Raw genomic sequence first — 13,764 nt, 5'->3', positions numbered from 1 at the left:
CTATTTTGGACACACTTTCGGGGGATGGCAGCGCATTATACATGTGATGCCTTACTCCAAAGAGGGCTATTTCGACAGGCTGCGACCCGATGACAGGCGAATTCACCATCCTCCCCGTGCCCCAGCTGATCCCGGCCAACAGCCGTCCGATGCTGCTGGCCAGCGAATTGCTGCAGCTGACACCGCCGCTGGAAGGCTTGATCGCCCCCGGACAGAGTGCCCAGGCCGAAGTCCTCTCCCTCAAGCAAACCGACCAAACCGACCAGACCTTCCAGCTGTTGCTCAAGGTCACCACCGACAACGGTCGCCAGACCACCGTGCAGGCCAGCAGCAACCAGCCGTTGCCGCAAGGCGCCAGCGTCGTCGTGACCCAACCGTCGCCCGGCAACCTGGCCATCACCGTGCAGCAGGCCCTGAGCGCCAGCGTCGCCGCCCTGACCCGACTGGACACCACGCAACTGCCGGTCGGAACCCTGCTGCAAGGCAAGGTCATGACCACCCAGGCACTGCCACAAGCCCCCGGACAGCCAGCGGTCTATCGCTCGCTGGTAACCCTGCTCAACACCGACCTGAGCGGCACCACCCTGACCCTCGACAGCCCGCAACCGCTGCGCCTCGGCAGCCTGCTGAGCGCCCTGGTGCAGGGCTCGCAGAGCCTGAGCCTGGTGCCGCTTGCCGCTCGCCAGGAACAACTGGCGGTGGCCCAGCAACTGATCACCCAACAAGGTCGCCAAGGTTCTCTGGACAGCCTGATCAACACCCTGCAGAACCTGCCCCGCAACGCCGAGTTGCCCGACGACCTGCGGGCGGCCATCAACACCCTGCTGGCGGACCTGCCCGACATCCATCAGTTGAGCACCCCCAAAGGCCTGGCCCAGGCCCTGCAGAACAGCGGGCTGTTCCTGGAGGCCAATCTGTTGCAAGGGCAAAACCCGGCCCTGACACCAGACCTCAAAAGCAACCTGCTGCGGCTGATCGCCCAGATCATGCCGCAAGTGCCTGGTGGCCCGGGCTTCGACCCCGGGGCCGCCGCCAGCATGCTCGCCCGCGCGCTGCCGGGCTTTGTCCGCAGCGCCCTGGGCACGCTCGGCCAGGTCGGCGAGTCCACCCAGCCGATCAGCTTTCCGCTGCCGTCGCGCTTGCTGCAAAGCCTCGCTGGCGAAGGCGACCTGGAAAACCTCCTGCGCCTGGCCGCCGCCGCCGTTTCGCGCCTGCAAACCCATCAACTGTCGAGCCTGGAGCAGACCGGGCGCACACCCGAGGGCAATCTGCAGACCACCTGGCAACTGGAAATTCCCATGCGCAACCTGCACGACATCGTGCCCTTGCAGATCAAGATCCAGCATGAGGAAAAGGAGCAGCAAGCGCAGCAGGAAAAACACGAGAAGCGCGAGCAGAAAGAACAACTGTGGCGGGTGGAACTGGCCTTCGACCTCGAACCGCTGGGCCCCTTGCAAGTCCAGGCCCAACTGGTGCGCGGCAGCCTGTCCAGCCAGTTGTGGGCCGAACGGCCCTACACCGCCAGCCTGATCGCCAGCCAATTGGGCGAGCTGCGCGAGCGCCTGCGCGCCTCGGGCCTGAATGTCAGCGATCTCGATTGCCATCAAGGCACTCCGCCCCAGGGCAATCAAACCCGACTGGAACAACGCTGGGTCGACGAAACCGCATGAAGAATCCAAACACCCCACGCCAGGCCATTGCCCTCAAGTACGACGGCCAGCAAGCCCCGACCCTCACCGCCAAGGGCGACGAGGAACTGGCCGAAGCCATCCTCAAGCTGGCCCGGGACTATGAAGTACCGATCTACGAAAATGCCGAGCTGGTGAAACTGCTCGCGCGGATGGAGTTGGGCGACAGCATTCCGCAAGAGCTGTACCGGACCATCGCCGAGATCATTGCCTTTGCCTGGAACCTCAAGGGAAAATTCCCGGCTGGCCAGGATCCCAGTGCACTGCCGATAGAGAAAGATATTACTGAGCGTGGGGAGGATTACTGATTCGGAAAATCATTCACAGCGCGCAAAATTGACTTATAAGAATATGGATACTCCCATCCTCCCAATGAGAAAAACAAGTAAAATCAAAAAGAATATTCGAATAAAGCCACTTCCATAACGCAGTGCTAAAAAAACCCCAGCAATAGAGCCTGCAATATTGCACACAGCAACGACTCCACCTATCCCCATAAAACATTACCCGACGGGATAAAAAATATTAGCGCCGCGCTAAATGTTCCTAAATTAACCAGCTTTGCTGAAGCTGATGCATTTAGAAAATCGAACCCAAAACATCTTACAAAAATAAAAAGTAGAAGGCTGCCGCTACCAGGCCCGAACACACCATCATAAAAACCGATTAATCCGCCAAAAAAAATCCCCAACAGAGTTTCTTTCTTTCCAATTTGAATATCACAACCGACTCGACCCAAATCTTTTCTTACAAAAGTATAAACAGCCATCACTATCAAAATAAAAAAAGCAACATACTCCATAAGCCTCTTTGGAACGAGCGAAACAGAGAGCGCGCCAAAGAAGGCAAATATAAAAGCTGAAATCATAGTCGGAAGCATAAGCCTCCATATGATTTTTATTCTTTTGAGATAGGTGAATATGGAAGAGAAGTTACCCGCTAAAACAGATAGCTTATTGGTTCCAAAAACCGTAGCCAAGCTGTATTGGGGTAAAGCGTGTAAAAGTGCTGGCAGCTGTACAAGTCCACCTCCGCCAACGGCCGCATCAATCAAGCCACCGCAAAAAGCAAAAACACCTAACACAATTAAGGAGTATTCAAAGTCCATACAAAATATCCAGCCAGGATTTGCATTCTTGACCAGGCATTACGAAGTCCTATCGATGGAGGCTTGGATATACGAGCATCCAGGATGAGTATCACTGACACATCAGCTTGTCGAGGTCAAAGCCGCATGCAAGAAACTGAATGCTTTTCCAACACGCTGGTTGTAATCGAGCATTATTTCCTTTAGGCGATCAACCTCAAATCTTAGGTCTACCGTTCGACCATAAGTTTGTGCTGCCGCCAAAGCATGTAGGCCGTGCTTGTTTTCTACCTCTCCAGCATGGCCCAATACATATCCTTTTGCATTTCGCAGGTTCTGAACGTTGCTGCTCAACAAGGGATTGAAAGAAAGAAGTTTTTCCTCAATGTATTGAGCGAGAAAATTATATTCTCGTCCGTTCCAAAGCTCTGAAGCGATGGAGACCATCATAGCATCCATGATGGATTGTTTATGCTCAATAGAACTCATGGGGGATTTATGTTCCGCTACGCCAGTAGCGTAGAGGAATGCAGAGAACGCTTCACACTCATCAACTTTATACTGACTTTCTACCCAGCCAGGCGCACCGAAGGCCGCCGTCATATAACCGTACATGCCATCATGCCCTTTGTGCCCGAGGCCGAAATCATCTTTCGCAACCTCATGCATGTGTGCCATAACGTTATGGTATCCAGCTCGCTTTTCGGCAGATACGGATAGAGCGTCCGCAGATAAACGCATGATAATTTTGGCGGAGACTAAGCTGGTTGTTTTGTGGGTTTCATTCCAGCCATTGAAAAATTTCAAAACACCAGCATCTGCCTTGTCTTTTTTGAGAAAGGCTTTAAATGTATTTTCGGCGTAGGTCTGAGCTTCTTGAGTGGTCGGATGGCAAAGTACTTCGTGCATCGCACTCTGAATCTCAGCTATTTGATCAACCTGCGCGAATATAGCCTCCCTCCGGAAATTGTCGAATATAGCTCGGACTGGTATTTTTAAATTTTCGAGATGACGGGTTAACGCCTCAATAAAAATCTCACCAAACTGTTGCATCGACTTGTTTTGTTCAACTATTTCGAAGCGACTTTGTAATGATGCCGAGCTCATGATTTCGCCCTTTTGTTTTCATGTGTACTTCCCCACTGTTTATTTTGTCCAACCGCGCACTGGACAATTCCAATTTAGATAGACACCCTCAATCCTGTCAATCCTTTAACACGGGGCAAGAACGCGCCAAAGTGATTTAATTCACCCTGGAAAAATCGATATGTAAGATAGTTCACACAACATGTGTCGCGCACCGTTGAGAGCAACAGCTCTAAATGGCGATTTCCTTGTAGGACTTGCTGTCATCCAGGAACATTTCACCTGAAATTAATTGCAACAATTGAATGGCCGTTTTTCTCTCAGGCACAACTATCACCCACTCAAGTCACCGACCAAATCTCCCCGATCAAGGTCTGCAACGAATACCCCTGGCGCGGCGCCAGTTCATCGGCACGATCCTGCAAGGCTTTGACCCTTGCTCCTACATTGCCCTACAGCCCGCCAAAGTAGGGCCTTGTAGCCTGACTCTGATTTTGTTTTCCACCCTTCAACACTACTACCGACGGGTCCAGACTCCGTGCTTTCCCCTTGCAGGAGGAACAACGGATGTTCACCTCGGCGAATCAACCCCGCTTCACCTTCAGCCTCCCTGGTTTCGAGCACGGGCTTGAAGTCCTGGCGTTCAAGGGCACGGAGGCCATCAGCCAACCCTACCGCTTCGAACTGGAACTGGTCAGCCGGCACCCGGACCTCAACCTCGACGATCTGTTGCACCGACAGGGCTTTCTCGCTTTCAACGAAGCTGGTACGGGTATTCACGGCCAGGTCTACGGCATCGGCCAGGGCGACACCGGCCAGCGCTGGACGTACTATCAGCTCACGCTGGTTCCGCAGCTGACCTATCTGGGCCACCGTTTCAACCGGCGCATCTTCCAGAACCAGAGCGTGCCGCAGATCGTCGTCCAGGTGCTCAAGGAGCACGGCATCCTCGGCAATGCCTTCAGCTTCAACCTCGCCCAGCCCTTGCCGACTCGCGAATACTGCGTGCAGTACAACGAGTCCGACCTGGATTTCATCCAGCGGCTGTGCGAAGAGGACGGCCTGCACTATCACTTCCAGCACAGCCCGCAGGGTCATCACCTGGCCTTCGGCGATGACCAGACCTACTTCCGCCCACTGCCCGACAGTGTGCCGTACCGGCCGGACAACGGCAGGGTCGCGCAACGACCTGGCATCACCGCCTTCGACCTGCGCCTGGAGACACGCAGCACCCGGGCGACCTTGCGTGACTACGACTTCGAACACCCCGGCGCGGGGCTGGAAAGCAGCGCCTGCGTGTTCCATCCCCTGCCCCAGCCGGACCTCGAGGATTACCGCTACCCGGGTCGCTACAGGAGCGACGAACACGGCCGACAGCGCAACCGGCGCCAGTTGGAAAGCCATCGAAGCGACTACCGACAGGCCTCGGGTCAGAGCAATGAACCACGGCTGGCCAGTGGACACTTCCTGCCCCTGACCGACCACCCACAGCCGTACTGGAACGCCCTCTGGCTGCTGACCCACCTGACCCACGAAGGCAAGCAGCCGCAGGTGCTGGAGGAGTCGGCAGCAACTGCGCCCCGTACCGACGGCGATTTCCGCCAGGGCTACCGCAACAGCTTTCTCGCTACGCCCTGGGATGTGTTCTTTCGTCCGCCGCTGCACGTGCGCGAATCCCGTCGCCTCAATGCCCAGACCGCCATCGTCACCGGCCCGCCCGGCGAAGAGATCCACTGCGACGAATATGGTCGGGTCAAGGTGAAGTTTCACTGGGACCGTTCGGACGAAACCGGTGAACGAAGCAGTTGCTGGTTGCGGGTAGCGTCCAGCTGGGCCGGGGCCGGTCATGGCGCCGTCAGCTTGCCCCGGGTCGGCATGGAAGTGCTGGTGACCTTTCTGGAAGGCGACCCGGACCAGCCGCTGGTCGTCGGTTGCCTGAACAACGCGGTACAGCAAGCGCCCTACCCGCTACCGGCGCACAAGACCCGCAGCGTGTTCAAGAGCCTGAGCAGCCCGGGCGGTGGCGGCAGCAATGAAATCCGTATCGAAGACCGCAAGGGCGAGGAACAGATCTACCTACATGCCCAGCGGGATTTTGAGCAGCACATCGAACACGACCAGCATGTGCAGGTCGGCCATGAACGGCATGAAAGCATCGGTGCCAACAGCTACTCCGAGTTTCAGGCGGAGGAACACCACACCGTCCATCAGGACCGCCGCGTCGAAGTCAAAGGGGATGACAGCCTGATGGTCGGCAATAGCCTGCAGGTGAAGACCGGGCTCGGTTATTTCATCGAAGCCGGGCAGGAAATCCACCTGCGGGCCGGGGTCAAGGGGGTGATCGACGCGGGAGAGGAGTTGACCCTCAAGGTCGGCGAACACTTCATCAAGCTCGACGGCAACGGCATCACCTTGAATGGGCCCAAGGCGAACGAGGATGCGGGCGTCGGTTCGGGGCCGCGGATCAAGGGGCCGTTGCTGCCGGGGGCGGTGGAACAGGCGCTGCCCTCGTCGCGACGGGGCAAAACACTCGTCGGCGGGGGGCAGGAACAGAAGCAGCGCGCGCCATTGTTGGTAACCGGCTTTTCCGACTGAATCACCATCACGCAGTCACCCACTCAGGTCGCCGGCCGAATATCCCCGATCAAACTCTGCAACGAATACCCCAGGCGCGGCGCCAGCTCATCGGCCCGCCCCTGCAATGCGCGCAGGTCCAGTGCCTGGTCCAGGTCCGCCGGTACGATCAGGATGACATTGCCTTCCTTCACCGGCAGTTCCCAGTAATGCCGGTGATAAAGCCCGCGCAACAACGCCGCGCCCAGCGGTTTGCCGTCGTCGGTGGCCCATTGGTTGATCACCAGCCAGCCACCGGGGTTGAGCTTCTTCTGGCAGTTTTCCAGAAAGCCCCAGGCCAGATGACCGACACCGGGGCCGACATCGGTATACAGGTCGACGAAGATCAGGTCGGCCGACTCCGCCGTCTCCAGCAGCTCCAGCGCGTCGCCGACACGGATATACAGGCGCGGGTCGTCATCCAGTCCCAGGTATTCGATGGCCAGGCGCGGTACATCCGGGCGCAATTCGATGGCCTCGACATCCTCCAGCGGCAAGAAGCGCAAGCACGCCTGGGTCAGGGTGCCGGCCCCCAGTCCCAGAAACAGCGCACTCTCCGGCGCCTCGTGGCACAAGGCACCGATCAGCATGGCCCGGGTGTAATCGTATTCCAGCCAACTGGGATCGGCAGTGAACACGCAGCTCTGCTCAATGGCATCGCCAAATTCGAGAAAGCGGTAATCGTCCACTTCAAGGACTCGAATCATGCCGAAGGCGTCGTGCACTTCGACGAGCAGGCGCTCCACGCGCTCCTCAGTCATTTCATTTCCTTGCAAACGGGAAAACGGCAATTGTCAGCCAAGCCGACAGAGCAGGTCACGCACTAATTGCTGCTAACATGGGCCTCCCACCGTCAATCCTCGAGTTCATGATGAGCCAACCCTGGAGCCCCGACAGCTGGCGCGCCCTGCCGATCCAGCAACAACCCCAGTACCCGGACGCGGCGCACCTGCTGCGGGTCGAGCAAAGCCTGGCCAGTTATCCGCCGCTGGTGTTTGCCGGGGAGGCCCGTGAGCTGCGCCGTCAGTTCGCCGAAGTCACCCAGGGCCGGGCGTTCCTGCTCCAGGGCGGCGATTGCGCGGAGAGCTTCGCCGAGTTCTCGGCGGCGAAGATTCGCGACACCTTCAAGGTGCTGCTGCAAATGGCCATTGTCATGACCTTCGCCGCCGGCTGCCCGGTGGTCAAGGTCGGGCGCATGGCCGGCCAGTTCGCCAAACCGCGCTCGGCCAACGACGAAACCATCAACGGCGTGACCCTGCCGGCCTACCGTGGCGATATCGTCAACGGCATCGGTTTCGACGAAAAAAGCCGCGTGCCGGACCCGGACCGCCTGTTGCAGTCCTACCACCAGGCCACCGCCACCCTGAACCTGCTGCGCGCCTTCGCCCAGGGCGGTTTTGCCGATCTGCACCAGGTGCACAAGTGGAACCTGGACTTCATCGCCAACTCGGCCTTGGCCGAGAAATACAGTCAACTGGCCGACCGTATCGACGAGACCCTGGCCTTCATGCGCGCCTGCGGCATGGACAGCTCGCCGCAATTGCGCGAAACCAGCTTTTTCACCGCCCACGAGGCACTGCTGCTGAACTACGAAGAAGCCTTCGTGCGGCGCGACAGCCTGACCAACGACTTTTACGATTGCTCGGCGCACATGCTCTGGATCGGTGACCGCACCCGCCAGCTCGACGGCGCCCACGTCGAGTTCCTGCGCGGGGTGAACAACCCGATCGGGGTCAAGGTCGGCCCGAGCATGAACACCGAGGAGTTGATCCGCCTGATCGACATCCTCAACCCGGACAACGATCCCGGCCGCCTGAACCTGATCGTGCGCATGGGCGCGAACAAGGTCGGCGATCACCTGCCGCAACTGATCCGTGCCGTGGAAAGCGAAGGCAAGAAGGTGCTGTGGAGTTCCGACCCGATGCACGGCAACACCATCAAGGCCAGCAGCGGCTACAAGACCCGGGATTTCGCGCAGATTCTCAGCGAGGTGAAGCAGTTCTTCCAGGTGCACCAGGCCGAAGGCAGCTACGCGGGCGGGATTCATATCGAGATGACCGGGCAGAACGTCACCGAATGCATCGGCGGCGCGCGGCCGATCACCGAGGACGGCTTGTCGGATCGCTATCACACCCATTGCGATCCGCGGATGAACGCTGACCAGTCGCTGGAATTGGCGTTTCTGATTGCCGAGACGTTGAAGCAGGTGCGGCGCTAGGTGCAGGCGGCTTGCCTGTGATGACGATGCAAGCAGCACCACCGTCATCGCTGGCAAGCCAGCTCCTACAAGGTTTTGGGCTCGGCGATAGGTTGCGGTGAGACACCGACCTGTGGGAGCCGGCTTGCTGGCGATAGCGGTGGTGCTGTTTGCATCGTCATCACAGATAAGCCTCTCCCTACAGAAGCAACCCACGCAACCGCTGGGCGCTGACCCGCTGGCAATTGAGCTGAATATCCGGCAAGCCCAGCCAATCGGCCAACTGCCGCAAACTGACGGCCAACGCCGCCATCCCCGCCTCGTCCAGCCCCTGCTCTTCCTCATGCACCGCATGCACGGCCAGACGTCCCGACGCCCGTTCGGCGCGCAGATCGACCCGCGCGGCGATCCGTTCGCCGTGCAGAAACGGCAACACGTAATAGCCATACACCCGCTTGTGCCGCGGTGTATAGATTTCCAAGCGATAACGGAAATCGAACAACCGCTCGGTCCGACTGCGCTCCCAGATCAGTGAGTCGAACGGCGACAGCAAGGCACTGACATCCACCTTGCGCGGCAGCGTGACCTGTGCCGGACAATACGCCGGCTGACGCCAGCCCTGCACCTCACAAACCTGCACCTCCCCCGCCTCCAGCAGCTCGGCCAAGCGTGCACGGCAGTCGGCCGGATCCAACCGGAAGTAGTCACGCAGGTCTTTCTCCGTCGCCACCCCGAGGGCCGCCGTGGCCTGACGCAACAAACCGCGCTGGGCCTCGGCCTCGTCGACCGGCGGCTGTCCGAGCACCGCCGAGGGAATCACCCGCTCCGGCAGATCGTAGAGTCGCTCGAAGCCCCGGCGCCCGGCCACCGTGACCTCACCGGCGGCGAACAGCCATTCCAGCGCATGCTTTTCAGCGCTCCAGTCCCACCAGGGCCCGGCCTTTTCCTCGCGGCTCGACAGACTGCCCGCGCCCAAGGCACCCTGCGCCTCGACCACCGCCAACACCCGGCGAATGGTCGCCTGCTGCTCGCGACCGAAACGCGCCATCTGCTGATAGATCCCCTCGCCACGGGAAGCCCGCTGCATGCGCCAGCGCATCAGCGGATACAGCGACATCGGCAGCAGCGACGCCTCATGTCCCCAGTATTCGAACAAGGTGCGCCGCCGCCCCTGGCTCCAGGCGGCCTGGTCCAGCAGGTCGGGGGCGTAGTTGCCCAGCCGCGAGAACAGCGGCAGGTAATGGGAGCGCACCAGTGCATTGACCGAATCGATCTGCAGCACGCCCAGGCGTTCGATCAGCCGGTTGACCTGCACCGGCTTGATCGACGCCTGGGTTTTGCGCCTCTGGAAGCCCTGGGCCGCCAGCGCCAGGCGCCGGGCTTGCTTCAACGAAAACGACTGATCTGCGGGCATGCACGCCTCCTTGTGAACCCGCAAATTACCGCAGTCGTCCCCCGCTTGTGTAGCACCGGATCAACGGCCTTTGCCCAGCGGATCGTTCCAGAAATGCTGGTGGGTTTCCTGCTCGACATCGGCACGACTGAGCCCCATGTCCTTGAGTGCGTCGTCATTCAAGGCCGCCAGCACCCGGCGCTCGCGCGCCACCTCGTGCCAACGGACAATCCGCTGCCACAAGGCCCGCAGCGAAAGCACCGAGTGCGAGGCACCACCGATCAGCACATACCCTCTTTGACCTTTCATCATCCAGCCCTCCTGTTGGGGATGACTAAAGTCTGTACCTGGCGCTAAGATCAATCCAACGAATGTTTCTTATGAAATACATCTCGGAGATTGATGAATTGTCCAGCTACCCGAGCATCGATACCGACGTCCTGCGCACCTTTGTCGCGATTGCCGATCAAGGCGGCTTTACCAAGGCCGGCGAACTGGTCAACCGCACCCAATCGGCCGTCAGCATGCAGATGAAACGCCTGGAAGAAGATGTACTCAAGCGCCAGCTGTTCGAGCGCGACGGGCGCCAGGTGCGGCTGACCGCCGAAGGCCAGGTCCTGCTCGGCTATGCCCGGCGGATCCTGAAGCTGCACAGCGAAGTGTTCAACACCCTGCGCGAACCGCATATGGTCGGGCTGGTGCGCATCGGGGTGCCGGATGACTACGTGATGCGCTTCCTGCCGGGCATCCTGTCGCGCTTCGCGCAGTTCTATCCGCTGATCCAGATCGAAGTGAACTGCGAATCCTCCACGCGGTTGCTGCAACGCCAGGACCTGGACCTGACCATCGTCACCCGCAAGCCGGGCAACGAACTCGGCCAGTTGCTGCGTCAGGAACGGCTGGTCTGGGCCGAAGCCCAATGCTCCGCCAATCATGAACAAACGCCCTTGCCACTGGCATTGGACGGGATTGATTGCTTCTGTACCCAATGGGCTTGCAATGCATTGGACGCCCGTGGCCGGGACTATCGCCTGGCCTACAGCTGCCCGAGCCTGTCGACGATCATGGCGGTGGTCAACGCCGGCCTGGCGCTGACCGCCCAGTTGGAAAGCCTGATCCCCCAGGACTGGCGGATTCTGGGAGAAGCCGAAGACTTGCCCCAACTACCCCTGCTCAACATCATGCTGGTGCGCAACCTGAACAAACCCTCGCCGATCACCGAATGCCTGGCCGAGCACATCGTCGAGGGCTTCAAACTTTAAGGCCGAGCAACAGCGCGCCAAGTACCAGATAAACGCAAAACAGACCGCGCAAGACTTTCTCGGGCAAGGCGTAGGCCACCTTCACCCCCCAGCTGATACTCATCAGGCCGCCGATGGCCATGGGGATGCCCATGCGCCAGTCCACCTCGTGATGAACCGCGTAAGTCACCAGCGTCACGCTGGTGCTCGGCAACGCCAGGGCCAACGACAGCCCCTGGGCCACCACCTGCGAAGTACCGAAGACATTGGTCAGGAATGGCGTGGCCACCACCGCCCCACCGACCCCGAACAAGCCACCCATGGTGCCGGACGCCGCGCCCAGCACCCCCAGCCACGGCCAGGGATAACGCATCTGCGCCGACACCTCGGCAGGCGCCATGAACAGGCGCACCAGGTAGAAAAGCGCCAGCGCCAGCAGGAAACCGACAAAGCCCAGGCGCATGCTGCGCGGATCCAGCCCCACCGCCCACAGGGCGCCGAGCCAGGCAAAACAGAAACTCATCAGCACCAGTGGCAACGCGTGGCGCAACTCGATGCGATTGCGCTGGTTATAGCGATGCAACGCCAGCACGACATTGGGCACCACCATCACCAGCGCCGTGCCCTGGGCCAACTGCTGGTCCAGGCCGAACAGGATGCCCAGCACCGGAATCGCGATCATGCCGCCGCCAATGCCGAAGATACCGCCCACCCCGCCCATCACGAGGCCCAGCAACAAATACTCAATCAATTCGACCACAGCCGTCTCCCCACTCACATGGCCTTCATGCTACTCAGTCCTCTCTGGCGCGGAAACGCACAGCAACGCACAATGGCTATGCCAATCTCGCACAAGCAAACGCTGATGAACCCTACCACCCTGACCGATCAACTCGGCCTGTTTCTCGATGTCCTGGAAACCGGCAGTTTTTCCGCCGCCTCCCGCCTCCACCCGCTGACCCCGTCCGCCGTGGCACGCCGGATCGACAGCCTGGAAAGCTCGGTCGGCAGCCGCCTGTTCATTCGCAGCACCCATGCGGTCCGGGCCACGCCCGCCGGCCTGGCGTTCGCCGAACGGGCCCGGCGGATCGTCGCCGAACTGCGCCTGGCCCGAGCCGAGGCGGTTTCCCTGAGCAACGCCCCCGAGGGCCTGATCCGGGTCGACGCCCCCGCGGCTTTCGGTCGCCGCCACCTGGCACCGGCCATCGCCGACTTCCTCACCGGGTACCCGGGCCTGGATGTGCAATTGCACCTGATCGACAGTTTCGTCGACATGCAGGGTTCCAACCTGGGCAAGGTCGACCTGGTGCTGCGCGCCGGACAAATGGCCGATACGAGGCTGGTGGCGACCCCCTTGGCGAGTATCGTGCGGATCGCCTGTGCCAGCCCGGCCTACCTGAAAAGTCGCGGCACGCCGCTTCATCCCAGCGAGTTGAGCGAACATGACGGCCTGGACTGGGATGCGCTGGCCCCGTTCATGGCCTGGCGATTCACCCAGGACGGCCAGATGCGACTGCATCGCCCACCACGCATGCGCATGACCTCGAACAACGCCGAGGCGCTGCTGTCCGGAGCCCTCGCCGGCCTGGGCATCGCCCATTTGCCGACGTGGCTGGCCAGCGAACACCTGCTGCGCGGTGAACTGCTGCCGCTGTTCTGCGAAAACGGCCTGCCGGCACCGGAAAGCTCCGGCGTCTATGCGCTGCGCCTGGAACAACCGGCCAACTCCCGCAGCCGCCTGCTGCTGGAGTTCCTCAAGAGCCGCTTCAGTCCCGTGCCGCCTTGGGACCTGGCCCTGCAAAGCGGCCTGGGACGACACTAGGCCGGGAAAATTCTCTGGCGCATTAAAGATTCGACCGCTAGATTCATCGAACGTAACGCACAAGGCTTTAGTGATGACCAGCAACCGCGACAACTGTGACGACCTGCTCCTGGACAACCAGGTGTGCTTTGCCCTGCACTCCACCTCGTTGTTGATGACCAAGGTCTACAAACCCCTGCTCCAGGCCCTCAACCTGACCTACCCGCAATACCTGGCGATGATGGTGCTCTGGGAAAAGGACGGCCTGACCGTGGGCGAGATCAGCACGCGACTGCTGACCGATCCGGGCTCCCTGACCCCGCTGCTCAAGCGCCTCGAAACCGAGGGGCTGCTGAGCCGGACCCGGAGCAAGGAGGACGAACGCGTGGTCATCGTCGAGTTGACCGAACAGGGCCGGGCCTTGCGCGAACAGGCCCGCGGCATCCCGCAATGCATTCTCGCCGCCAGCGGCGACTCCCTGGAACGTCTGCGCGCCCTTCAGGCCGAACTGGTGGCCTTGCGCGGGCATCTGCAAGACAGCCTCTGATCCTTCTCCTTTTCAGCGCTTCGCGCTGATCGCCAGCAATCGAGCGTCGACCGGCGGCTCCTACAGAAAAGCCAGACCGCTCCTGACAGCAGGAGCGAGTCTGCTGGCGAT

12 protein-coding genes and 1 pseudogene are annotated in these 13,764 nt (G+C 60.2%); 7 read left to right on the top strand and 6 right to left on the bottom strand.

The features are described 5' to 3' along the window. The first annotated feature begins 89 nt into the window (after window positions 1-89). Window positions 90-1,670: a flagellar hook-length control protein FliK gene (locus tag NUH87_RS26385; RefSeq protein WP_338523296.1), complete on the top strand. Its 1,581-nt coding sequence runs from the start codon at window positions 90-92 to the stop codon at window positions 1,668-1,670. Further along, a complete protein-coding gene (locus NUH87_RS26380; RefSeq protein WP_338523295.1) occupies window positions 1,667-1,996 on the top strand; it encodes an EscU/YscU/HrcU family type III secretion system export apparatus switch protein in 330 nt (109 codons plus the stop codon). Before NUH87_RS26385 ends, NUH87_RS26380 begins: the two co-directional genes overlap by 4 nt. A 33-nt stretch (window positions 1,997-2,029) precedes the next feature. Here NUH87_RS26380 and NUH87_RS26375 read toward each other — a convergent pair. Together NUH87_RS26375 and NUH87_RS26370 are read right to left on the bottom strand one after the other, a co-directional pair. Then, window positions 2,030-2,796: pseudogene (locus tag NUH87_RS26375) on the bottom strand (sulfite exporter TauE/SafE family protein). Between the two features lie 102 nt (window positions 2,797-2,898). After that, window positions 2,899-3,882: a hypothetical protein gene (locus NUH87_RS26370; RefSeq protein ID WP_338523294.1), complete on the bottom strand. Its 984-nt coding sequence runs from the start codon at window positions 3,880-3,882 to the stop codon at window positions 2,899-2,901. Window positions 3,883-4,428: 546 nt separating this feature from the next. On the opposite strand from NUH87_RS26370, the gene NUH87_RS26365 reads away from it, so the two are divergent. Further along, on the top strand, window positions 4,429-6,456 hold the full coding sequence (locus tag NUH87_RS26365) for a type VI secretion system tip protein VgrG (RefSeq protein WP_338523293.1): 2,028 nt from the start codon (window positions 4,429-4,431) through the stop codon (window positions 6,454-6,456). A gap of 23 nt (window positions 6,457-6,479) precedes the next feature. On the opposite strand, the gene NUH87_RS26360 is transcribed toward NUH87_RS26365, so the two are convergent. After that, on the bottom strand, window positions 6,480-7,235 hold the full coding sequence (locus NUH87_RS26360) for a spermidine synthase (RefSeq protein WP_338523292.1): 756 nt from the start codon (window positions 7,233-7,235) through the stop codon (window positions 6,480-6,482). Between the two features lie 110 nt (window positions 7,236-7,345). On the opposite strand from NUH87_RS26360, the gene NUH87_RS26355 reads away from it, so the two are divergent. Next, window positions 7,346-8,692: a class II 3-deoxy-7-phosphoheptulonate synthase gene (locus NUH87_RS26355; RefSeq protein ID WP_040065736.1), complete on the top strand. Its 1,347-nt coding sequence runs from the start codon at window positions 7,346-7,348 to the stop codon at window positions 8,690-8,692. Window positions 8,693-8,870: 178 nt separating this feature from the next. Here the strand turns inward: NUH87_RS26355 and NUH87_RS26350 are convergent, their stop codons facing one another. Both NUH87_RS26350 and NUH87_RS26345 read right to left on the bottom strand, forming a co-directional pair. Further along, on the bottom strand, window positions 8,871-10,085 hold the full coding sequence (locus NUH87_RS26350; RefSeq protein WP_338523291.1) for a winged helix-turn-helix domain-containing protein: 1,215 nt from the start codon (window positions 10,083-10,085) through the stop codon (window positions 8,871-8,873). A 60-nt stretch (window positions 10,086-10,145) separates the two neighbouring features. Continuing rightward, the gene (locus tag NUH87_RS26345; RefSeq protein WP_338526953.1) at window positions 10,146-10,373 is read right to left on the bottom strand and encodes a DUF1127 domain-containing protein; all 228 of its coding nucleotides are present in this window, start codon (window positions 10,371-10,373) and stop codon (window positions 10,146-10,148) included. A gap of 98 nt (window positions 10,374-10,471) precedes the next feature. Here NUH87_RS26345 and NUH87_RS26340 point away from each other — a divergent pair, with 98 nt between their 5' ends. Continuing rightward, window positions 10,472-11,326 carry a LysR family transcriptional regulator gene (locus tag NUH87_RS26340; RefSeq protein WP_338526951.1) on the top strand — a complete coding sequence of 285 codons (855 nt, stop codon included), beginning with the start codon at window positions 10,472-10,474 and terminating at the stop codon, window positions 11,324-11,326. Here NUH87_RS26340 and NUH87_RS26335 read toward each other — a convergent pair. After that, on the bottom strand, window positions 11,316-12,065 hold the full coding sequence (locus NUH87_RS26335) for a sulfite exporter TauE/SafE family protein (RefSeq protein WP_338523290.1): 750 nt from the start codon (window positions 12,063-12,065) through the stop codon (window positions 11,316-11,318). The two genes, NUH87_RS26340 and NUH87_RS26335, sit on opposite strands and share 11 nt — an antisense overlap. A 105-nt stretch (window positions 12,066-12,170) precedes the next feature. On the opposite strand from NUH87_RS26335, the gene NUH87_RS26330 reads away from it, so the two are divergent. Together NUH87_RS26330 and NUH87_RS26325 are read left to right on the top strand one after the other, a co-directional pair. After that, window positions 12,171-13,127 (top strand): LysR family transcriptional regulator, encoded by a 957-nt coding sequence (locus NUH87_RS26330; protein ID WP_040065727.1) that lies wholly within the window; start codon window positions 12,171-12,173, stop codon window positions 13,125-13,127. A 73-nt stretch (window positions 13,128-13,200) separates the two neighbouring features. After that, on the top strand, window positions 13,201-13,653 hold the full coding sequence (locus NUH87_RS26325; RefSeq protein ID WP_338523289.1) for a MarR family transcriptional regulator: 453 nt from the start codon (window positions 13,201-13,203) through the stop codon (window positions 13,651-13,653). Window positions 13,654-13,764: the final 111 nt, after the last annotated feature.

The sequence above is a fragment of the Pseudomonas batumici genome, from assembly GCF_036585405.1.
Lineage (GTDB): Bacteria > Pseudomonadota > Gammaproteobacteria > Pseudomonadales > Pseudomonadaceae > Aquipseudomonas > Aquipseudomonas batumici.
The sequence above is the reverse complement of the archived record's forward strand: the minus strand, read 5'-3'. Positions and strand labels throughout refer to the sequence as shown.

What these genes read in the sequence shown, in the direction of transcription:
- NUH87_RS26345 (WP_338526953.1), bottom strand. Translation starts at nt 10,373, where the DNA reads ATGAAAGGTCAAAGAGGGTATGTGCTGATCGGTGGTGCCTCGCACTCG.
- NUH87_RS26365 (WP_338523293.1), top strand. Translation starts at nt 4,429, where the DNA reads ATGTTCACCTCGGCGAATCAACCCCGCTTCACCTTCAGCCTCCCTGGT.
- NUH87_RS26360 (WP_338523292.1), bottom strand. Translation starts at nt 7,235, where the DNA reads ATGACTGAGGAGCGCGTGGAGCGCCTGCTCGTCGAAGTGCACGACGCC.
- NUH87_RS26380 (WP_338523295.1), top strand. Translation starts at nt 1,667, where the DNA reads ATGAAGAATCCAAACACCCCACGCCAGGCCATTGCCCTCAAGTACGAC.
- NUH87_RS26330 (WP_040065727.1), top strand. Translation starts at nt 12,171, where the DNA reads ATGAACCCTACCACCCTGACCGATCAACTCGGCCTGTTTCTCGATGTC.
- NUH87_RS26355 (WP_040065736.1), top strand. Translation starts at nt 7,346, where the DNA reads ATGAGCCAACCCTGGAGCCCCGACAGCTGGCGCGCCCTGCCGATCCAG.
- NUH87_RS26325 (WP_338523289.1), top strand. Translation starts at nt 13,201, where the DNA reads ATGACCAGCAACCGCGACAACTGTGACGACCTGCTCCTGGACAACCAG.
- NUH87_RS26350 (WP_338523291.1), bottom strand. Translation starts at nt 10,085, where the DNA reads ATGCCCGCAGATCAGTCGTTTTCGTTGAAGCAAGCCCGGCGCCTGGCG.
- NUH87_RS26370 (WP_338523294.1), bottom strand. Translation starts at nt 3,882, where the DNA reads ATGAGCTCGGCATCATTACAAAGTCGCTTCGAAATAGTTGAACAAAAC.
- NUH87_RS26385 (WP_338523296.1), top strand. Translation starts at nt 90, where the DNA reads ATGACAGGCGAATTCACCATCCTCCCCGTGCCCCAGCTGATCCCGGCC.